The following is an 18,008-nucleotide window of genomic DNA, read 5'->3' as shown; positions in this document are numbered from 1 at the left end:
CACGAAAATGTAAGTGAACACTCACTTGCGGATTTCGAGCGCCGTGAGAAGCTCACCTCATGAGCGCCAAACCCCGCATCGAACGCGCCGCCCTGGAGGCCTTCGTGGTTGAAGGCGTCGATGCGACCACGACCAAGACCATCGCCGCCCGCGCGGGTGTCTCCGAAGGCGCGATCTATCGCCATTGGAAAAGCAAAGACGAACTGGCGGTCGGGCTGTTCATGGACTGCCACCGCCGCCTCTCGACCCTCATCGAGGACGAGGCCCGCGCGGTCCAAGGCGTCGAGGCCAAGGCCGAGGCGCTGGTGCGCGCCTATTGCGCGGTGGCCGACGAGGACTGGCTGCTGTTCTCGTTCCACCTGCTGCAGCTGCACCACTTCCTGCCCTATTACCAGGAGGACGGCCGCGACCCGGTCACCCTGGTCGAGGACATCATCAAGCGCGCCATGATGGATATGCAGCTGCCGCCGGGCGATCCCCGGGTGCTGGCGGCCATGGCCATCGGGGTCATCACCCAGACCGCGCAGAACAAGGCCTATGGCCGCCTGGGCGACGACGCCCTGTCGGCTCACGCTCCCCTGATGACGGCGGCCGTCAAGGCCGTGCTCTTCGCCCGCTAAGGATCGAACACAAATGCGCAGCGCGCTGTTCAACGCCTACTACTGGGTCCTGTCGATCTTCTACGGCCTGTCGGCGGCGCTCTCGGCCCTGCTGCCCGGACGCAAGCCGGTGGCCTTCGCCCTGCGGCTCTACAGCCAGCGGATGCTGTGGGCGCTGGGCTTCTTCGCCGACGTGAAGGTGCAGCTGAAAGGCCAGGAGAACCTGCCTAAAGGCCCGTTCATCATCGCCGCCAAGCACCACAGCTGGGGCGACGGCTTCGTGATGTTCGCCAATGTCGACAACCTCAGCTTCGTCACCGGCGACCACCTGGAGAAGTTCCCGCTGGTCGGGGCGATCCTGAAGAAGTTCGGGGCCATCGTCGTCGACAGCTGCGGTGGTCCCGAGGCGCGCAAGGCCCTGTCGGCCAGCGCCGCCCAGGTCGCGGCCGAGGGCCGGCGGATCCTGATCTATCCCGAGGGCCACCTGGCCGCGCCGGGCGAGCGGTTCCGCTACCGCACGGGCGTCTACTACATGAGCAAGGACTTCGGCCTGCCGGTCGTGCCGGTCGCCACGAACCTGGGCTGCTTCTGGAAGCAGACCGACAAGCTGAAGACCCCCGGGACGGCCGCCGTCGAGTTCCTGCCCGCCCTGCCCCAGGGCCTGGAGAAAGACGCCTTCATGCAGCTGATGGAAACGACGATCGAAGGCCGCACCAACGAACTGATCGCCCGGGCGCGTGGCGAGCCGGTGAAACCGTCAGTGCTGGTGGAGTGGAACGGGCGCAAGAACGTGCCGGCCGTTCTGGCTCAGGCGACGTCATGACGGGCAAAGCGCTCATCCCGGTTCGGATCGCGCGCCTGGCCCTGCCGTATGCCTTGGCCTATCTGGCGCTCCTGCTCGCCTTCCACGCTGGAGGGTTCGGCGGCGCCGACACCATCGCGCTGTTCTGGACGCTACGAGCGCTGTCTTGGGGTGCCTGCTTTGCCTGGCTTCTGGCGGTCGTCTGGGCGTTCGAGAAATATGAGGGCTGGGGACTGATCACCTTGCCCAGTCTCATGATCGTCCTGACCGCTTCGGGCGACACGATGATCTGGGCCGGCGCCTGCGGTCTGGCTCAGGCCTGTCCCTAGACCTCGACCGGGCACTCCGCCGGAACACCTGCGAACGTGCCCTCGGCGCGGCGCTTGGCGAAGTGGGTCTGGGCGCAGGTCGAGGAGCACAGCAGACCGGTGTCCGACCAGTAGAGCGGCGCCTCGTCCTCATGTTTGAAGCGCGGCGCGCCCTAGGCCAGACCGCATTCGACGCAGGACGGCGTCTTGGCCAGCATCAGTCGAGGGCTTCGGCGGCAGGCTGGATGGTGACGCTCTCGCCGCAGCCGCAGGCGTCGGTCTCGTTCGGATTATGGAACACGAACTTCGACGACAGCTTGGTGATCTCGTAGTCGATCTCGGTCCCGATCAGGAACAGCACGGCCTTCGGCTCGATCAGGATGGTGACATCCTTGTCCTCGACCACCTCGTCCAGCGGCCCGCGCTCGGCGGCGTATTCGAAGATGTATTCCGAACCGGCGCAGCCGCCGTTCTTCACGCCGACGCGGAGGCCCGCATAGGGCTTGTCGGCCCGGTCCATGATCTCCTTCACGCGCGCGGCCGCGGCGTCTGTCAGGGTGACGACCTTGGGGCGTGGGCGGCGGGGACGTGCGGTGATCGTGGCTTCCATGGCGTTCGAACCGATCAGAACATGTTCAGTTGCAGCTTGGCCTCGTCGCTCATCCGCGAGGAATCCCACGGCGGCTCGAAGACCAGCTCGACGGCGCACGACTTCAGGCCCGGGATCTCCATGACCGCGTCGCGGACCCAGCCCGGCATTTCCCCGGCCACCGGGCAGCCCGGCGCGGTCAGGGTCATGTCGATGGCCACGTCCTTGGAGTCGCTGACATCGACCTTGTAGATCAGGCCCAGCTCATAGATGTCGACCGGGATTTCCGGGTCGTAGACGGACTTCAGCTTCTCGATCAGCTGGTCCGTGATCTTGTTCAGCTCTTCCTTGGAAAGAGCCGAGACAGGTTCGGAAGAAGCGGCGGCGTCGGTCATGGGCGGCTCAACTGAAGAAACTGCGGGCCTTGGCCAGCGCGTCGACGAACGCGTCTGCCTCGGCCTCTGTGTTATATAGGGCGAACGAAGCGCGCGCGCTCGACGTGACGCCAAATCGGCGCATCAAGGGCTCGGCGCAGTGGGTGCCGGCGCGGACGGCGACGCCGTAACGATCCAGCACCTGGGCGATGTCGTGGGCGTGAGCGCCCTCGACCGTGAACGACAGCACCGCGCCCTTGCCAGGCGCTTCACCCAGGATCCGCACGCCGTTGACGCCGCGCAGCTGCTCGGCGACGCGCTCATAGAGGGCGTGCTCGTGGGCGAAGACGGCGTCGCGATCCAGGCCGTTCAGCCATTCGATCGCCGCGCCCAGGCCGACGGCCTCCAGGATCGCGGGCGTGCCGGCCTCGAAGCGGTGTGGCGGATCGGCGTAGGTGATCTTGTCCATCGACACCGAGCCGATCATCTCGCCGCCACCCTGGTAAGGCGGCAGGGCGGCCAGGCGCTCGGCCTTGCCGTACAGCACGCCGATGCCGGTCGGGCCGTAGAGCTTGTGGCCGGAGAAGACGTAGAAATCGACGTCCAGGGCTTTGACGTCGACCTTGGCGTGGACGATGGCCTGGCAGCCGTCCAGCAGCACCGGCGCGCCGGCCGCGTGGGCCAGGCGGACGATCTCGGCGACGTCGTTGACCGTGCCCAGCACGTTCGACATGTGGGTGACGGCGACCATCTTGGTGCGCTCGGACAGCAGGCCCTTGTAGGCCTCCATGTCGAGGCGGCCGTCGTCCAGCACCGGGATGAACTTCAGGACCACGCCCTTGCGCTCGCGCAGGAAGTGCCACGGCACGATGTTGGCGTGGTGCTCCATCTCGGAGATCACGATCTCGTCGCCGGCGTTCAGGCCCAGACCGAACGAGCTGGCGACCAGGTTCACCGCTTCCGTGGCGCTCTTGGTCCAGACGACCTCGTCACGCTCGGCGTTGATGAACTTGGCGACGGTTTCACGCGCCTTTTCATAGGCTTCCGTCGTTTCGTTGGCGAGCGTGTGCAGGCCGCGATGGACGTTGGCGTACGAGGTGCGGGCCAGGCCCGTCATGGCGTCCAGCACCGCGTCGGGCTTCTGGGCGCTGGCGGCGCTGTCCAGATAGATCAGCGGCTTGCCGTGGACGGTGCGCTGCAGGATCGGGAACTGGGCGCGGATCGCTTCGATGTCGAGCGCCATTATTCCGGGCTCCCCAGCTTGCGGGCGACCCAGGCGGCGGCGATGGCGCGCGCGCCGTCGTGCTCGATGCGCTCGACCACTTCGCCGACGAAGGCGACGGTCAGCATGGCCTTGGCCTCGACTTCCGGGATGCCGCGTTGGCGGGCGTAGAAGATGGCTTCCTCGTCCAGGGCGCCGATCGTGTTGCCGTGGGCGCAGGAGACGTCGTCGGCGAAAATCAGCAGCTCGGGCTTGGCGTCGATCTCGGCCTTGTCCGACAGGATCAGGGCGTGGTGGCCCATCCGCGCGTCGGTCTGGTCGGCGCCGGGCGAGACGACGATGCGCCCCTGGAAAACACCGCGCGCCTGGTCGGTGACCATGCCCTTGGTCAGCTGGCTGGTGATCCCGTCGACGCCGGCGTGGGTGACGACCGTGGTCTGGTCGGCGTGGCGCTGGGCGTCCAGCAGGTATGCGCCGTCGAGGCGGACCTGGGCGTGAGCGCCCGGATGGCTGACCCGCGTCTCGATCCGCTGGCGACGGGCGCCGGAGGTCAGGACGGTCTGGGCATAGGTTGCGCCAGGGGCCAGGACGACCTCGGCGGTGACGACGTTGACGGCTTCCGCGTCGTCCTCGACCAGGATGATGCGCTCGACTGAAGCGCCCTTGCCCACGGCGATGTCCAGCGTGACGTCGGACACGTAGCCAGCGGCGCGGCCTTCGTGGCTTTCCAACAGGACCAGCGTCTCGCCCGGCTTGACGACCAGGCTGTGGCTGGCGGTCTGCGAGGCCTTGTCGGCCAGGGCGACGAAGCGCAGGGCCACGACGCCCGAGGCGGCTTCGGCGTCGGCGACGCGGTGGCCGTTGACGAACACGGTCTCTGCGCTGGCCAGCCCGGTGAACGGGCCGGCCGGGACCTCGCCGTCATGCGCCGGCGCGGCCGGCGGCAGGGTCCGTAGCAGGCCCCGCAGGTCGGTCCAGCGCCAGTCCTCGTCGCGCCGCGACGGCAGCGCGGTGACGTCGCCGGTCTTGAGGGCGGTCGAAAGGGTCACGCCGCTACGCTCGCGTACTTGTCGTAACCCTCGGCTTCCAGCTGCAGCGCCAGTTCCGGACCGCCCGAGGCGACGATGCGACCGGCGGCCAGCACGTGGACCTTGTCGGGTTTGATGTAGTCCAGCAGGCGCTGGTAGTGGGTGATGACCAGCATGCCGCGCTCAGGGCTGCGCAGGGCGTTGACGCCTTCCGACACGATCTTCAGGGCGTCGATGTCCAGGCCCGAGTCCGTCTCGTCCAGGATCAGGAACTTGGGCGACAGCATGGACATCTGGAAGATCTCCATCCGCTTCTTCTCGCCGCCCGAGAAGCCGACGTTCAGGCCGCGCTTGAGCATCTCGAAGTCGATCTTCAGCGCCGCGGCCTTTTCCTTGGCCAGCTTCAGGAAGGCCGGCGCGGCGATCTCGTCCTCGCCCCGCGCGCGGCGCTGGGCGTTGAGGGCGGTGCGGATGAAGGTCAGGGCCGGAACGCCCGGGATTTCAAGCGGATACTGGAACGACAGGAACAGCCCCTTGGCCGCCCGCTCGTTGGGCTCCAGCGCCAACAGGTCGTCGCCGTTCAGGCTCGCCGAGCCCTCGGTCACCTCATAGCCGCCACGGCCGCTCAGCACATACGACAGGGTCGATTTGCCGGCCCCGTTCGGACCCATGATCGCGTGGACCTCACCGGCCGGCACGTCCAGCGTGACGCCCTTCAGGATCGGCTTGTCCTCGACGCGGGCGTGAAGGTTCTTGATAGCGAGCATTTAACCGACGGATCCTTCGAGAGAAATCGCCACGAGCTTTTGGGCCTCGACGGCGAACTCCATGGGCAGTTGTTGCAGCACGTCCTTGACGAAGCCGTTGACCAGCAGGGCCACGGCTTCTTCTTGGGAAAGCCCGCGCTGCTGGCAGTAGAACAGCTGGTCGTCGGACAGGCGCGTGGTGGTGGCCTCGTGCTCGAACACCGACTGGCCGTTGCGGGCCTCGATGTACGGCACGGTGTGGGCCGCGCAGTCCTTGCCGATCAGCAAGCTGTCGCACTGGGTGAAGTTGCGCGCGCCCTTGGCTTTCGGGTGGGCCGAGACCAGGCCGCGATAGGTGCTGGTCGATTTGCCGGCGCTGATGCCCTTGGCGACGATCCGCGAGCGGGTGTTGGCGCCCAGGTGGATCATCTTGGTGCCGGTGTCGGCCTGCTGATGGCCGTTGGTCACGGCGATCGAGTAGAACTCGCCCGACGAGCCCTCGCCGCGCAGCACGCAGGACGGATACTTCCAAGTGATAGCCGAGCCGGTCTCGACCTGGGTCCACGACACCTTGGAGCGGTCGCCACGGCAGTCGGCGCGCTTGGTGACGAAGTTGTAGATGCCGCCCTTGCCGGTCTCCGGATCGCCCGGGTACCAGTTCTGGACGGTCGAATATTTGATCTCGGCGTCGTCCAGCAGGACGAGCTCGACCACGGCCGCATGCAGCTGGTTCTCGTCGCGCATCGGCGCCGTGCAGCCCTCCAGGTACGAGCAGTAGGCGCCCTTGTCGGCGATGATCAGGGTGCGCTCGAACTGGCCGGAATCCTTGGCGTTGATCCGGAAATAGGTCGACAGCTCCATCGGGCAGCGCACGCCCGGCGGGATGTAGACGAACGAGCCGTCCGAGAAGACCGCGCTGTTGAGGCAGGCGAAATAGTTGTCCGAGGTCGGCACGACCGAGCCGAGGTACTGGCGCACCAGCTCCGGATGCTCGCGGACCGCCTCGCTCATCGAACAGAAGATGACGCCGACGGCGGCCAGTTCCTTCTTGAAGGTCGTCACGACGCTGACGCTGTCGAACACAGCGTCCACGGCGTAGCGCGGCGCGCCTTCGACGCCGGCCAGGACCTCTTGTTCCTTCAGCGGAATGCCCAGCTTGGCGTAGACGGCCAGGATCTCGGGATCGACCTCGTCCAGGCTCTTGGGGCCTTCCTTGGTCGAGGGCGCGGCGTAGTAGTAGCTGTCCTGGTAGTCGATCTTGGGGAAGTTCACCTTCGCCCAGGTCGGCTCTTCCAGCTCAAGCCAGCGGCGATAGGCTTCCAGCCGCCAGTCCAGCATCCACTGCGGCTCGTCCTTCTTGGCCGAGATGAAGCGGACGATGTCCTCTGACAGCCCTTTTGGCGCGAACTCCTGTTCGATGTCCGTGGTGAAGCCGTGCTCGTATTTCTCGAGCGCGGCGACGGTTTCGACAGTCTCTTTGACCGCGGCCATTACGCCACCTCCCGGCGCCGGGCGCCGATACGCTTCCAGGCGGCGAGCCAGGCGTCGCCGCACTTGATCCAATCGTCTTCCGTGCTGGCCCAGCCGCCGCTGACACGCAGGGCGAACGGGGCCAGATCGGACCGGCCCATGGCTTCCACCACGCGGCTGGCCTTGACCTTGCCCGACGAGCAGGCGCTGCCGGCGCTGACCATGACCCCAGCCAGGTCCATGTTCATAACCTGGACCTCGGAGCCGAAGCCCTCGCCCGCGAAACACAGGGTTTGCGGCAACCGATCAGCGCTCTCACCGAGCACGACCGCGCCTTCCGCCTTGAGCCGCTGGGCCAAGGCGTCGCGCCAATGGGCCTGTTCGGCCAGCGAGGCAAGGCTTTCCTGGGCGATCTTGGCCGCCGCGCCGAAGCTGGCGATGCCCGCGACGTTCTCGGTTCCGGCGCGGCGACCGCGCTCCTGGCCGCCGCCGTGCTGGCGTCGGGTGACGTTGGCGCGCGTGCCGGCGACCAGGGCGCCGACGCCTTGCGGCCCGCCCAACTTGTGAGCCGAAAGCGCCATGGTGTCGGCGCCGAGGGCCGAGAAATCGACGGCGATCTTGCCGGCCGCCTGGACGGCGTCGACGTGCAGCAGGCCCTCGTGGGCGCGGACCAGGGCCGAGGCTTCGGCCACCGGCTGGATGACGCCCGTCTCGTTGTTGGCCAGCATCAGGCAGACCAGGGCCTTGCCCGGTTGTTCAAGTGCTTGGGCGAGCCAGGCCAGATCGGCGACGCCGTCGCTGTTCACCGGCAGCACCTCGACCGGCAGGCCAGAGGCCTTGGCCGTCTCGGTCACGGCGTCATGCTCGATGGCGGAGATGATAATGCGATCGACCTTGGCGCTCTGGATGGCCAGAGCGTTGGCTTCCGTGCCGCCGCTGACGAAGGTCACAGACCCGGCCGGCACGCCGACCAGGCCCCCGACCTCGGCGCGGGCCCGCTCGACGACGTCACGCGCGGCGCGGCCGGCGGCGTGGACCGACGAGGGGTTGGCCGGGCTCTCCAGGGCGCGCAGCAGCGCCTCACGCGCTTCCGGCCGCATCGGGGCCGTGGCGTTGTAGTCGAGATAGACCGATGTGCGGGGGATGCTCACTCGGCCGCGATCTCCATGGGCGCGGTCGGACGCAGCTTGCCGGCCAGGACGTCGGCCACCGAGACCGAGGCGAGGTAGCCATGGATCTGGCGACCCATCTCTTCCCACAGGCCGTGGGTCATGCAGCGCTCGCCGCCGGCCATGCAGCCCTTGGCCTGGCCCTTGGTGAAGTTGCAGCGCGTGGCGCGCAGCGGCTCGTCGACCGCCAGCACGATGTCGGAGATGAAGGTCTCGGCCGAAGCCTTGGCCAGCCGATAGCCGCCGCCGGGGCCCCGAGCGCTGATCACCAGCCCCTTGCGGCGCAGGCGCGCGAACAGCTGTTCCAGATACGACAGCGAGATTTGCTGGCGCGCGGCGATCTCGGCCAGGGCCACGGCGCGGCCCTCGCTTTCGTCCTGGCGCTTGGCCAGGTCGGTCATCGCCATGACCGCGTATCGACCTTTGGTGCTCAGGCGCATCGCCTTACCCCTTGCAGATTCCGCGCGCATCGGCTTTTGCGTGTGCTACAAGCCGCGACTTCGCGCGCGGGCCCTCCAGCCCGCGAACTGGTTGCGATCTAGGAAGACCAAGCGCAGTAGTCAAGTATTCTGGCGAGCCAATCGTCGGGGGACGGACCGCTGGCGAGCTCAAGGGAACGACATGCCTGATGTGATTTTGACCGGCGCGTCCGGGCGGATCGAAGGTCGCTATTCTCCGGGCAAGACCGAGACAGCGCCGATCGCGCTGATCCTGCACCCCCACCCGAAAGCCGGCGGTCACATGAACCACCCGGTGTCGGTTCAGCTGTATCACCTGTTCATGAAGCGTGGTTTCGCGACCCTTCGCTTCAACTTCCGCGGCGTGGGCCGCAGCCAGGGCGAGTTCGACGCCGGCATCGGCGAGCTGGCCGACGCGGCCACCGCGCTGGACTGGCTGCAGACCTCGAACCCGGCCGCCAGCCAGACCTGGGTCGCCGGCTTCGACTTCGGCGCCTATATCGGCATGCAGCTGCTGATGCGTCGCCCGGAGACGGACGGCTTCATCTCGGTCTCGCCGCCAACCAACATGTACGACTTCAGCTTCCTGGCCCCCTGCCCGGCCTCGGGCCTGTTCCTGACGGGCTCGGCCGACACCATCACCCCGCCGGTCGAGGTGGAGCGCGTGGTCACCAAGCTGCGGACCCAGAAGGGCATCACGATCGACTACGAGGTCATCGACAAGGCCAGCCACTTCTGGACCGAGCACCTGCCCAGCGTCGAGAAGAGCGTCAGCGAATATCTCGACAAGCGCCTGGCGGAAAACCCGATCTAGACAAGTTTCAAAGGCCTCCCTTCCGGGAGGCCTTTTCGTTTGTGCAGTGCGAGATCGGATCCCTGGCGTAACGTGGGTCTCGATCTTATATTTTCACCGATTGATGAATATCAAGGGAACGGTGATGCACTACGACATCGTCATCGTCGGCGGCGGCGCCGGCGGACTGGAATTGGCCTCGCGGCTGGGCCGACGCCTGGGCGGCCGACACGGCAAGCGCCGCGTCCTGCTGATCGACCGCTCCAGCTTCCACATCTGGAAGCCGACCCTGCACGAGGTGGCGGCCGGCACGCTGGACGTCCACCAGGAAGGCATCTCCTATTCGATCCTGGGCCGCTCGAACGGCTTCAACTTCCTGCTCGGCGAGCTTCTGACCTTCGATCCGGCCGCCAAGCGCCTGACCCTGAAGGCGATCACCGACGAGGCCGGTCAGGTCCTGGCGCCCGAGCGGGCGATCACCTTCACCTATGGCGTGCTGGCGATCGGCAGCGGCTCGAACCTCTTCGGCACGCCGGGTGCGGAGCAGGCCCACCTGCTGGAGCGCACCGAGGACGCCGAGGCCTTCCACGTGCGGCTGCTGGCGGCCTTCACCAAGGCCTCGTTCTCGGCCGAGAAGATCATGCGCGTGGCCATCGTCGGCGGCGGCGCGACGGGCGTGGAGCTATCCGCCGAGCTGATCGAGGCCCATCGCGAACTGCTGGACAGCCTGGGCGACGAACAGCGCTTCCGCCTGGACATCAGCGTGGTCGAGGCCGCGCCTCGTATCCTGGGTGGCCTGCCGCAGAAGATCGCCGACAAGGCCACGCTGGCGCTGGAGCGCAAGGGCGTGGCGGTGAAGACCGACGCCAAGGTGCTGGCCGTGCATGCCGACCGGCTGGAGACCAGCCAGGGCGACATCCCGGCCGACCTGATCGTCTGGGCCGCCGGCATCAAGGCGGCCGACGTCAATACGGGCTTTGGCCTGGAGACCAATCGCGGCAACCAGTTCGTGGTCAACGACCACCTGGAGACCTCGGCCCCCGACGTCTGGGCGCTGGGCGACTGCGCCGCCGCGCCGTGGAAGGACGGCAAGACCATCCCGGCCCGCGCCCAGGCCGCCCACCAGCAGGCCAGCTATCTGGAGCGCGCTCTGATCGCGCGGCTGCACCAGGGCCGGGTCAAGGACCCGTTCGTCTATCGCGACTTCGGCTCGCTGGTGTCGCTGGGCAATGACAAGGGCGTAGGCGCGCTGATGGGTGGGCTGGGCGGTCCGAACTTCTTCGTCGAGGGCCTGATCGCCAAGTGGGCCTACATGTCGCTGCACCTGGACCACCACCGGGCGATCCTGGGCGTGGGCCGCACGGCGACCCTGGCGCTGGCGCGGTTGCTGCAGCAGCGGGTATCGGGGCGGCTGAAGCTGCATTAGCCCTTTAGGGCTGGACGATCCGTCCGCCCGTCATCGGGGCCTTCACGCCCGTCGTGCCGGGGAAGCTGATCGGCAGCCCCTTAGCCGTGCGCGCCGCCAGGTACGCGAAGGCCTCAGCCTCAATGGCGTCGCCGCGCCAGCCGTAGGCCTCGGCGCTCTTCACCGGCACAGGCGCGCGCTCGGCCAGGGTCTTCATGATCGCCGGATTGTGCCGGCCGCCGCCGCAGACGATCAGGGCGCTGGGCGTCTCGCCGCCTTGGGCGAAGGCGCGGAACACGCCCTCGGCGGTGAAGGCCACCAGGGTCGCGGCGGCGTCCTCGGGCGACAGATGCGCCACCGGCTCCAGCGAGAAGTCGTAGCGGTCCAGCGACTTCGGCACGGGCGCGTCGAAATACGGGCTCGACAGCAGGGCGTTCAAGGCCAGCTCGTCGACGCGGCCAACCGAGGCCAGCTTGCCGTCCTGGTCGAAGCGGGCGATGCCGCGCTCCTGCAGCATCAGGTCGATCATGCCGTTGCCGGGGCCGGTGTCGAAGGCGAGCAAGGCGCCGTCCGAACCGATCAGGGTGATGTTGGCCACCCCGCCGACGTTCAGCGCCGCCACCGGCGCGGCCAGGCCCGAGGCCCGGGCGCGAGCGGCGTGGTAGATCGGGGCCAGGGGCGCGCCCTCCCCGCCGGCCGCCACGTCGGCGGTGCGGAAGTCGAAGGCGACCGGGCGACCGCAGGCCTTGGCCAGGCGCTCGGCGTCCAGCAGTTGGACCGTCCGTCCGACCCGCTCGGCATTGGGGCGCTCGTGAAGGACCGTCTGACCGTGGACGCCCAGGAGATCGAACTCGCCCCAAGACAGGCCGTGCTCCTCCAGGAAACTCTCGGCGGCGTGGAAATGCTCGTCGGCGACGGCCTGTCGGGCTTCCTCGAAGATCGCCGGCTCGGGTTCGCCGCGCGGCCAGGCGCGGGCGATGTCGGTGGTCCGCAGCAGCAGATCGCGCGTCGCCTCGCGCAGCTTGCGCTCGCCCGCCGGGCCGAAGCCCTGGATCTCTTCGCCGTCGGTTTCCAGCACCGCCATATCGACGGCGTCGAGCGAGGTGCCGGTCATGAATCCAAGGATACGCATGCGCCGTTGACTGCCATGCCCGCGAAACGGTAGCTAGGCCCCATGATCGACGCTCACGTCCTGGCTCGTCCCTATTACCGCCCGCTGCCATAGCGGGAGGACGATCAGCCACGTCGCCACCCCGCCTCGCCGGGGTCGCTCTATTCCAGTCGATCATGCACTCCGGCTCGCCGCCTGGAGTTTGAAATGAAACCCTCACATTCCCTCGATTTGGCAGACCTCGCCGTGCTAGACGGCCCGCCAAGCCATTCAGAGAGTCGAACCATGTCCGCCGCGTCTGCCTTCAAGTCGGAGTTCCTGCGAACCCTGGAGGCGCGCGGCTACATCCATCAGATCACCCATCCGGATGAACTGGACGCCGCGGCCGCCAGCGGGATCGTCACGGCCTACATCGGCTTCGACGCCACCGCGCCGTCGCTGCACGTCGGCAGCCTGATCCAAATCATGATGCTGCGCCGCCTGCAGCAGGCCGGTCACAAGCCGATCGTCCTGATGGGCGGCGGCACGACCAAGGTCGGCGACCCGACCGGCAAGGACGAGAGCCGCAAGCTGCTGTCGGACGCCGACATCGCGTCCAACATCGCCGGTATCAAGCAGGTCTTCGCCAAGTTCCTGACCTTCGGCGACGGGCCCACCGACGCCATCATGGTCGACAACGACGAATGGCTGAGCAAGTTCGGCTACGTGCAGTTCCTGCGCGACTACGGCGTGCATTTCACGGTCAACCGGATGCTGGCCTTCGACTCGGTCAAGCTGCGGCTTGAGCGCGAGCAGCCGATGACCTTCCTTGAATTCAACTACATGCTGATGCAGGCCACCGACTTTCTGGAGCTGAACCGCAAGTACAATTGCGTTCTGCAGATGGGCGGCTCGGACCAGTGGGGCAACATCCTGAACGGCGTCGAGCTGACGCGCCGCGTCGATCAGAAGGCCGCCTTCGGCCTGACGACGCCGCTGCTGGCCACGGCCTCGGGCGCCAAGATGGGCAAGACCATGGCCGGCGCGGTGTGGCTGAACGCCGAGCAGCTCTCGCCGTACGACTACTGGCAGTTCTGGCGGAACACGGAAGACGCCGATGTCGGCCGTTTCCTGAAGCTGTTCACCGATCTGCCCCTGGAGAAGATCGCCGAACTGGAGGCCCTCGAAGGCGCCCAGATCAACGACGCCAAGAAGGTGCTGGCGGACGAAGCTACTCGCATGGCCCACGGCGACGAAGAGGCCCGCAAGGCCCGCGACGCCGCCGAGAAGGCCTTCGAGCAGGGCGCGCTGTCGGCCGACCTGCCGACCTTCGAGGTTCCGGCGGCTGACCTGGAGGCCGGCATTGTTCTGGCCGCCCTGTTCACCGACGCCGGCCTGGCCGGTTCGCGTGGCGAGGCTCGTCGCCTGGCCCAGGGCGGCGGCCTGAAGGTCAACGACAAGGCCGAGGCCAGCGCCGACCGCGTGATCACCTCGGCGGACCTTGTCGAAGGCGTGGTCAAGCTGGCGGCCGGCAAGAAGAAGATCGTCTTGGTGAAGCCAGTTTAGTTATGGGTTGATCCCTATCCCGGCCCTGGCGTAGCCAAGGGCCGGGATGTTCATTCCTAGGTGGAGAAGCGTTCGATGCTGCAACCCGGCGACAAGGCTCCCGATTTCGACCTGCCGACCGACACCGGCCGCGTCAGCCTCGCCGGCCTGAAGGGCAAGAACGTCGTCCTGTACTTCTATCCCAAGGACGACACCGCCGGCTGCACGTCCGAGGCCCTGCAGTTCTCGTCGGAAGTCGAGGAATTCCAGAAGCTGGGCGCGGTGATCGTCGGCGTGTCCAAGGACAGCGTCGCCTCGCACGCCAAGTTCCGCCTCAAGCACGACCTGACCATCGACCTGGCCGCCGACCCGCTGGGCGACGTGGTCGAGGCCTATGGCGCCTGGGTCGAGAAGAGCATGTACGGCCGCAAGTACATGGGCATCGACCGCTCGACCTTCCTGATCGACCGCGACGGCGTCGTCCGCGAGGTATGGCGCAAGGTGAAGGTCCCAGGCCACATCAAGGCCGTGATGAACGCCGCCAAGGCCATCAAGTAAAATTTCGTCTCTAAAGGGAACCTGTTGGTCGCCGATGTGTTGTATCAGCGCCGCTCCCTGTGACCTTTTCGCGCAAGCGCCGCCGTAGCCATGGCCGCAGCGCTCAGGAAACGTTAAGGATCGTGCCGCAAGGTCATATTTTGCGACTCGCGCTCACTTAGGGCGCGAAGAGTCTTGCACGTTCCGGCTTTCTCGTTGCATATCGCCCAGACCTGAAACGGGGGGTTTCTTGGGCGATGGCGATCAAGCGCTTTCGGCGACTGCGGCAATCTCTCGAAGCCCTATTTCCCGAACGGCACATCTATATCCGCTCTGGCGGCGAGATGCGCGGGTACGTGTTCTCCACCAATAAGCAGCTGCTGGGCGCCGGCGCCGTCGCCGTGACCGCGCTGTGGATGGGCGTCTGCACCGCCTCTATGGCGGTCAACGCCTTGGCGGTCAGCTCGACCGACCAGCAGGTGATCAAGCAGAAGGCCTATTACGAGCGCCTGAACGCCGATCGCCAGGCTCGCCTGAACAGCGCCGTGGCCCAGCTGTCGGCCACCAACGGCAATCTGGACGACCTGGCCACCTCGGTCGAGAAGCGCCACGCCGCCCTTGCCCTGCTGGTCTCCGACTTCAAGGGCGTGCCCGGCGCCGCCCAGGCCCTGACAGTCGCCAAGCCGCGCCTGCTGGCCGCCAGCCCGGTCCAACGTATTCAAGCCACCCGGATGGATCAGGAACGCCTGATCGACGCCGCCGAAAGCTTCGCCAAAAGCCGCGCCGAGCGCCTGCGCCTGGCCATGCGGATGGCGGGTCTGGACGCCGGCAACTTCACCGGCCGAGGCGTGTCGCTGGGCGGCCCGCTGATCGAGGCCAAGGATCCTCGCGCCCTCGCCGCCGTCCTGGACGTCGACGAGGAATTCGCCGGCCGCATCCAGCACGCGGCCAACGACATGTCGGACATGCGCAGCCTAGGCGCGGCGGCCAAGAAGCTGCCCTTCTATCGCCCGACCAGCAATCCGGCCCTGTCGTCCAGCTACGGCGTCCGCTTCGACCCGTTCACGCACCGGCCGGCCTTCCATTCGGGCCTGGACTTCCCGGGCGCCTACTACACCCCGATCATGGCCACGGCCCCGGGCGTCATCTCGTTCACCGGCGTTCGCTCAGGCTACGGCAACACGGTCGAGATCGACCACGGCGGCGGCTTCAAGACCCGCTACGCCCACCTGGCCACCATCGGCGTCCGCGTCGGCGAGCGCGTGGCCATCGGCAGCCGCGTCGGCGCCATGGGCTCCACCGGCCGTTCGACCGGTCCGCACCTCCACTACGAAGTCTGGGTCAACGGTAAGGCCCAGAATCCCAATCGCTACTTGAAGGCTGGTGAGTATGTTCAGCAAGCAAGCTAAGTCGGGCTCCAAGACCCCGGCCCGCATCGAACCCCTTCCGACCCCGATGGCGGTCGCCCCTGTCGAGGCCGCGCGTCGCGGACCGCCAAAGGTGGCCTCCCTGCTGTCGGCCGACCTGACCATCGAAGGCAGCGTCACCGGCGAAGGCGAGCTGCAGATCGACGGCGTGGTCAAGGGCGACGTCCGCGTCGGCCGCCTGACCGTCGGCGAGACTGGCCACGTCGAAGGCGGCGTCTATGCCGAGGCCGTGGAAGTGCGTGGCCGCGTGGTCGGCGCGATCACCTCCAAGCAGGTCCGCCTGTACGGCACCTCGTACGTCGATGGCGACATCACCCACGAGCAACTGGCCATGGAAACCGGCGCCTTCTTCCAGGGCCGCAGCCTGAAGTTCCAGCGCCCTGCCCCGGTCCAGCAGCCGGCGCCGCATCCGGAACAGCTGTCGATCGCCCAGGCCAAGCCCGTCGCGGGCTAAGGCTCTCGGACCTTCCGAATACAAGAACGCCCCGGATCGCTCCGGGGCGTTTTCGTATCAGCGGCTGCTCAGCACGAAGGTGTTGCCGTCCGGGTCCTTGAACTTGGCGAAGGTTCCCCACGGCTGCTTCTGCGGCGGGCCTTCAAACTCGACGCCCTTCTCGGAGAGCTTGCGATACGCGTGCTCAACGTCGTCGCAGGCCAGTGAGCCGTTGAAGAAGGTGCCGATGCGGTCCTCATGCCCCTCCGGCGTGAACAGCACCAGGCCTGTCTCCGCGCCGGGAATGGAAAGCTCGATCCAGCGCTGATTGCCCATCGGCTGGTCGGTGGCCACGCGCAGGCCGACCTTCTCGGTCCAGAACGCCAGGGCGCGGTCCTGGTCGCTGACCGGGATGCCGACGAACTTCACTTTGCTGATCACGCTCATGGATTGTCCCTTCTCGTGACGAAGGGCGTAGCGCGGCGGCCTTGCGAGCGTGAAGCCGTGCAGGCATTGCTATAGCAATGAGCACCCAGACCTACAGCATCGACCGCTATGTGCTCGACACCTTGATGGCCGACCTCGTGGGTCACGACCACAAGCCGTCGTCGTTCCTGGTGTATCTGGCGATCGTGGCGGCGCACGCCGACGGCCGCGCCAGCTTCAGCCACGCGGAAATGGCCGAGCGCACCGGCCAGTCGCGGCGCACCGTGCAGAACGCGGTGGATAGTCTGAAACGTCGGGGACTGGTTTCGGTCAGCCGCGCGGGCCCTACCGAGGCGGCGACCTATGTCCCGCTGACGCCTTGGAAGCGCCAGCGGGAGCAATAGACTTTAGCCTTCGACCGCGCCGCGCGTGGCGCCGACGCGCTGGGCCAGCGATGCGCCCATGAAGGCGTCGAGGTCGCCGTCCAGCACGCCCGCGGTGTCGGACGTCTCGACGTTGGTCCGCAGGTCCTTGACCATCTGGTAGGGCTGCAGGACGTAGCTGCGGATCTGGTGACCCCAGCCGATGTCGGTCTTCTGGTCTTCCAGCGCCTGCTGAGCGGCTTCGCGCTTCTGCAGTTCGGCCTCGTAGAGGCGCGCGCGCAGCATCTTCCAGGCTTCATCCCGGTTCTGGTGCTGCGAGCGGCCGGCCTGGCACGCCACCGCGATGCCGGTCGGGATGTGCGTCAGGCGCACGGCCGAGTCGGTCTTGTTGATGTGCTGACCGCCGGCGCCGGAAGCGCGGTAGGTGTCGGTCCGCACGTCGGCCGGGTTGATCTCGATCTCGATCGTGTCGTCGACCACGGGATAGACCCAGGCCGAAGCGAACGAGGTGTGGCGACGGGCGCTCGAGTCATAGGGGCTGATGCGCACCAGGCGGTGCACCCCGGCCTCGGTCTTCAGCCAGCCATAGGCGTTCTGGCCCTTGACCAGCAAGGTCGCGGACTTGATGCCGGCCTGGTCGCCGTCGGTCTCTTCAACCAGCTCCGTCGTCATGCCGTGGGCGTTGGCCCAGCGGGTGTACATGCGCAGCAGGATGCCGGCCCAGTCGCACGACTCGGTGCCACCGGCACCGGAGTTGATCTCGATATAGGCGTCATTGCCGTCGGCCTCGCCGGACAGCAGGGCCTCGAGTTCGGCGCGACCCGCGCGTTCCTGGATGGCCTTCAGCTGGGCCCGGGCGTCGTTCAGCGACTCCTCGTCGCCTTCCATGTCGGCCAGCTCGGCGTATTCGACCGCGTCCTTGACGTCGCGTTCGATCGACTGCACCGCCTCGACCTTGGCGGCCAGGTTGGCGCGTTCGCGCGAGACGGCCTGGGCTTCCGACGGGCGGTCCCAGAGGGTCGGGTCTTCGACCCGGGCGTTCAGCTCATCGAGCTTTCGGAGGGAGACATCCCAGTCAAAGACGCCTCCTGAGCAGTCCTACGGACTGCTCGATGTCGGCCGCGGCGGCCTCGACATCCGGTCGCATCACGTTACTCCGTGACAGTGTTGAAGGGCGCGGGAGATAACGCGCGTCGCTCTCCCG

The 18,008-nt window shown here is 67.2% G+C and carries 22 protein-coding genes and 1 pseudogene; 11 read left to right on the top strand and 12 right to left on the bottom strand.

What is annotated here, in order from left to right; translation table 11 throughout:
* Nucleotides 1–59: 59 nt before the first annotated feature.
* Genes AC07NI_RS06120 through AC07NI_RS06110 form a run of 3 tightly spaced genes read left to right on the top strand, consistent with a single transcriptional unit; the run spans nucleotide 60 to nucleotide 1,730 of the window.
* Nucleotides 60–620 carry a TetR/AcrR family transcriptional regulator gene (locus AC07NI_RS06120; protein ID WP_494616804.1) on the top strand — a complete coding sequence of 187 codons (561 nt, stop codon included), beginning with the start codon at nucleotides 60–62 and terminating at the stop codon, nucleotides 618–620.
* Nucleotides 621–633: 13 nt separating this feature from the next.
* A complete protein-coding gene (locus tag AC07NI_RS06115; RefSeq protein WP_494616803.1) occupies nucleotides 634–1,422 on the top strand; it encodes a lysophospholipid acyltransferase family protein in 789 nt (262 codons plus the stop codon).
* Nucleotides 1,419–1,730 (top strand): hypothetical protein, encoded by a 312-nt coding sequence (locus AC07NI_RS06110; RefSeq protein ID WP_494616802.1) that lies wholly within the window; start codon nucleotides 1,419–1,421, stop codon nucleotides 1,728–1,730. Before AC07NI_RS06115 ends, AC07NI_RS06110 begins: the two co-directional genes overlap by 4 nt.
* Here the strand turns inward: AC07NI_RS06110 and AC07NI_RS06105 are convergent.
* From AC07NI_RS06105 to AC07NI_RS06065, 9 genes and pseudogenes are all read right to left on the bottom strand, one after another.
* Nucleotides 1,727–1,927, bottom strand: a pseudogene (locus AC07NI_RS06105) (hypothetical protein). The gene AC07NI_RS06110 and the pseudogene AC07NI_RS06105 overlap by 4 nt on opposite strands.
* Nucleotides 1,927–2,319 (bottom strand): HesB/IscA family protein, encoded by a 393-nt coding sequence (locus tag AC07NI_RS06100; protein ID WP_494616801.1) that lies wholly within the window; start codon nucleotides 2,317–2,319, stop codon nucleotides 1,927–1,929. The pseudogene AC07NI_RS06105 and the gene AC07NI_RS06100 overlap by 1 nt, the downstream one beginning before the upstream one ends.
* A gap of 14 nt (nucleotides 2,320–2,333) precedes the next feature.
* Entirely contained in the window at nucleotides 2,334–2,693 is a 360-nt protein-coding gene (locus AC07NI_RS06095) for an SUF system Fe-S cluster assembly protein (RefSeq protein ID WP_494616800.1), read from the bottom strand.
* A 7-nt stretch (nucleotides 2,694–2,700) separates the two neighbouring features.
* Nucleotides 2,701–3,915 carry an aminotransferase class V-fold PLP-dependent enzyme gene (locus AC07NI_RS06090; protein ID WP_494616799.1) on the bottom strand — a complete coding sequence of 405 codons (1,215 nt, stop codon included), beginning with the start codon at nucleotides 3,913–3,915 and terminating at the stop codon, nucleotides 2,701–2,703.
* Nucleotides 3,915–4,943 (bottom strand): Fe-S cluster assembly protein SufD, encoded by a 1,029-nt coding sequence (gene sufD, locus AC07NI_RS06085; RefSeq protein ID WP_494616798.1) that lies wholly within the window; start codon nucleotides 4,941–4,943, stop codon nucleotides 3,915–3,917. The genes AC07NI_RS06090 and sufD overlap by 1 nt, the downstream gene beginning before the upstream one ends.
* On the bottom strand, nucleotides 4,940–5,689 hold the full coding sequence (gene sufC, locus AC07NI_RS06080) for a Fe-S cluster assembly ATPase SufC (protein ID WP_494616797.1): 750 nt from the start codon (nucleotides 5,687–5,689) through the stop codon (nucleotides 4,940–4,942). Before sufC ends, sufD begins: the two co-directional genes overlap by 4 nt.
* Nucleotides 5,690–7,159: a Fe-S cluster assembly protein SufB gene (gene sufB / locus AC07NI_RS06075; RefSeq protein ID WP_494616796.1), complete on the bottom strand. Its 1,470-nt coding sequence runs from the start codon at nucleotides 7,157–7,159 to the stop codon at nucleotides 5,690–5,692.
* On the bottom strand, nucleotides 7,159–8,289 hold the full coding sequence (locus AC07NI_RS06070; RefSeq protein ID WP_494616795.1) for a cysteine desulfurase family protein: 1,131 nt from the start codon (nucleotides 8,287–8,289) through the stop codon (nucleotides 7,159–7,161). The genes sufB and AC07NI_RS06070 overlap by 1 nt, the downstream gene beginning before the upstream one ends.
* Nucleotides 8,286–8,747 (bottom strand): Rrf2 family transcriptional regulator, encoded by a 462-nt coding sequence (locus AC07NI_RS06065; RefSeq protein WP_494616794.1) that lies wholly within the window; start codon nucleotides 8,745–8,747, stop codon nucleotides 8,286–8,288. Before AC07NI_RS06065 ends, AC07NI_RS06070 begins: the two co-directional genes overlap by 4 nt.
* 181 nt (nucleotides 8,748–8,928) lie before the next feature.
* Between AC07NI_RS06065 and AC07NI_RS06060 the strand changes: the two genes are divergently transcribed.
* Together AC07NI_RS06060 and AC07NI_RS06055 are read left to right on the top strand one after the other, a co-directional pair.
* On the top strand, nucleotides 8,929–9,579 hold the full coding sequence (locus AC07NI_RS06060) for an alpha/beta hydrolase (RefSeq protein ID WP_125158488.1): 651 nt from the start codon (nucleotides 8,929–8,931) through the stop codon (nucleotides 9,577–9,579).
* Between the two features lie 124 nt (nucleotides 9,580–9,703).
* Nucleotides 9,704–10,984 (top strand): NAD(P)/FAD-dependent oxidoreductase, encoded by a 1,281-nt coding sequence (locus AC07NI_RS06055; protein ID WP_494616793.1) that lies wholly within the window; start codon nucleotides 9,704–9,706, stop codon nucleotides 10,982–10,984.
* A gap of 4 nt (nucleotides 10,985–10,988) precedes the next feature.
* Here AC07NI_RS06055 and AC07NI_RS06050 read toward each other — a convergent pair whose 3' ends face one another.
* A complete protein-coding gene (locus AC07NI_RS06050; protein ID WP_494616792.1) occupies nucleotides 10,989–12,095 on the bottom strand; it encodes an anhydro-N-acetylmuramic acid kinase in 1,107 nt (368 codons plus the stop codon).
* 42 nt (nucleotides 12,096–12,137) lie between these two features.
* Between AC07NI_RS06050 and AC07NI_RS06045 the strand changes: the two genes are divergently transcribed.
* The 5 genes from AC07NI_RS06045 to AC07NI_RS06025 all read left to right on the top strand — a co-directional run bounded on the left by AC07NI_RS06045 (nucleotide 12,138) and on the right by AC07NI_RS06025 (nucleotide 16,016).
* Entirely contained in the window at nucleotides 12,138–12,188 is a 51-nt protein-coding gene (locus AC07NI_RS06045) for a hypothetical protein (RefSeq protein ID WP_494618292.1), read from the top strand.
* 93 nt (nucleotides 12,189–12,281) lie between these two features.
* The gene (tyrS, locus tag AC07NI_RS06040; protein ID WP_494616791.1) at nucleotides 12,282–13,619 is read left to right on the top strand and encodes a tyrosine--tRNA ligase; all 1,338 of its coding nucleotides are present in this window, start codon (nucleotides 12,282–12,284) and stop codon (nucleotides 13,617–13,619) included.
* 75 nt (nucleotides 13,620–13,694) lie between these two features.
* Complete coding sequence (locus AC07NI_RS06035) at nucleotides 13,695–14,156, top strand: peroxiredoxin (RefSeq protein WP_494616790.1); 462 nt, start codon at nucleotides 13,695–13,697, stop codon at nucleotides 14,154–14,156.
* Between the two features lie 236 nt (nucleotides 14,157–14,392).
* Nucleotides 14,393–15,544 (top strand): M23 family metallopeptidase, encoded by a 1,152-nt coding sequence (locus AC07NI_RS06030; protein ID WP_494616789.1) that lies wholly within the window; start codon nucleotides 14,393–14,395, stop codon nucleotides 15,542–15,544.
* On the top strand, nucleotides 15,525–16,016 hold the full coding sequence (locus AC07NI_RS06025) for a bactofilin family protein (protein WP_494616788.1): 492 nt from the start codon (nucleotides 15,525–15,527) through the stop codon (nucleotides 16,014–16,016). Before AC07NI_RS06030 ends, AC07NI_RS06025 begins: the two co-directional genes overlap by 20 nt.
* 57 nt (nucleotides 16,017–16,073) lie before the next feature.
* Here AC07NI_RS06025 and AC07NI_RS06020 read toward each other — a convergent pair whose 3' ends face one another.
* On the bottom strand, nucleotides 16,074–16,442 hold the full coding sequence (locus AC07NI_RS06020; protein ID WP_494616787.1) for a VOC family protein: 369 nt from the start codon (nucleotides 16,440–16,442) through the stop codon (nucleotides 16,074–16,076).
* A 77-nt stretch (nucleotides 16,443–16,519) separates the two neighbouring features.
* On the opposite strand from AC07NI_RS06020, the gene AC07NI_RS06015 reads away from it, so the two are divergent.
* Complete coding sequence (locus AC07NI_RS06015) at nucleotides 16,520–16,825, top strand: helix-turn-helix domain-containing protein (RefSeq protein ID WP_494616786.1); 306 nt, start codon at nucleotides 16,520–16,522, stop codon at nucleotides 16,823–16,825.
* A 3-nt stretch (nucleotides 16,826–16,828) separates the two neighbouring features.
* Here AC07NI_RS06015 and prfB read toward each other — a convergent pair.
* A protein-coding gene (gene prfB / locus AC07NI_RS06010) for a peptide chain release factor 2 (protein ID WP_494616785.1) occupies nucleotides 16,829–17,951 on the bottom strand; the annotation gives its coding sequence in 2 pieces (ribosomal slippage) (nucleotides 16,829–17,881 and nucleotides 17,883–17,951; 1,122 coding nt in all).
* Between the last annotated feature and the right edge of the window lie 57 nt (nucleotides 17,952–18,008).

Source organism: Caulobacter sp. GW821-FHT10E02, assembly GCF_059415225.1.
The sequence above is the reverse complement of the archived record's forward strand: the minus strand, read 5'-3'. Positions and strand labels throughout refer to the sequence as shown.

What these genes read in the sequence shown, in the direction of transcription:
- sufC (WP_494616797.1), bottom strand. Translation starts at nt 5,689, where the DNA reads ATGCTCGCTATCAAGAACCTTCACGCCCGCGTCGAGGACAAGCCGATC.
- sufB (WP_494616796.1), bottom strand. Translation starts at nt 7,159, where the DNA reads ATGGCCGCGGTCAAAGAGACTGTCGAAACCGTCGCCGCGCTCGAGAAA.
- AC07NI_RS06025 (WP_494616788.1), top strand. Translation starts at nt 15,525, where the DNA reads ATGTTCAGCAAGCAAGCTAAGTCGGGCTCCAAGACCCCGGCCCGCATC.
- AC07NI_RS06095 (WP_494616800.1), bottom strand. Translation starts at nt 2,693, where the DNA reads ATGACCGACGCCGCCGCTTCTTCCGAACCTGTCTCGGCTCTTTCCAAG.
- AC07NI_RS06060 (WP_125158488.1), top strand. Translation starts at nt 8,929, where the DNA reads ATGCCTGATGTGATTTTGACCGGCGCGTCCGGGCGGATCGAAGGTCGC.
- tyrS (WP_494616791.1), top strand. Translation starts at nt 12,282, where the DNA reads ATGAAACCCTCACATTCCCTCGATTTGGCAGACCTCGCCGTGCTAGAC.
- AC07NI_RS06090 (WP_494616799.1), bottom strand. Translation starts at nt 3,915, where the DNA reads ATGGCGCTCGACATCGAAGCGATCCGCGCCCAGTTCCCGATCCTGCAG.
- AC07NI_RS06035 (WP_494616790.1), top strand. Translation starts at nt 13,695, where the DNA reads ATGCTGCAACCCGGCGACAAGGCTCCCGATTTCGACCTGCCGACCGAC.
- AC07NI_RS06020 (WP_494616787.1), bottom strand. Translation starts at nt 16,442, where the DNA reads ATGAGCGTGATCAGCAAAGTGAAGTTCGTCGGCATCCCGGTCAGCGAC.
- AC07NI_RS06115 (WP_494616803.1), top strand. Translation starts at nt 634, where the DNA reads ATGCGCAGCGCGCTGTTCAACGCCTACTACTGGGTCCTGTCGATCTTC.
- AC07NI_RS06065 (WP_494616794.1), bottom strand. Translation starts at nt 8,747, where the DNA reads ATGCGCCTGAGCACCAAAGGTCGATACGCGGTCATGGCGATGACCGAC.
- AC07NI_RS06100 (WP_494616801.1), bottom strand. Translation starts at nt 2,319, where the DNA reads ATGGAAGCCACGATCACCGCACGTCCCCGCCGCCCACGCCCCAAGGTC.
- AC07NI_RS06030 (WP_494616789.1), top strand. Translation starts at nt 14,393, where the DNA reads ATGGCGATCAAGCGCTTTCGGCGACTGCGGCAATCTCTCGAAGCCCTA.
- AC07NI_RS06015 (WP_494616786.1), top strand. Translation starts at nt 16,520, where the DNA reads ATGAGCACCCAGACCTACAGCATCGACCGCTATGTGCTCGACACCTTG.
- AC07NI_RS06050 (WP_494616792.1), bottom strand. Translation starts at nt 12,095, where the DNA reads ATGCGTATCCTTGGATTCATGACCGGCACCTCGCTCGACGCCGTCGAT.
- AC07NI_RS06055 (WP_494616793.1), top strand. Translation starts at nt 9,704, where the DNA reads ATGCACTACGACATCGTCATCGTCGGCGGCGGCGCCGGCGGACTGGAA.
- AC07NI_RS06110 (WP_494616802.1), top strand. Translation starts at nt 1,419, where the DNA reads ATGACGGGCAAAGCGCTCATCCCGGTTCGGATCGCGCGCCTGGCCCTG.
- AC07NI_RS06120 (WP_494616804.1), top strand. Translation starts at nt 60, where the DNA reads ATGAGCGCCAAACCCCGCATCGAACGCGCCGCCCTGGAGGCCTTCGTG.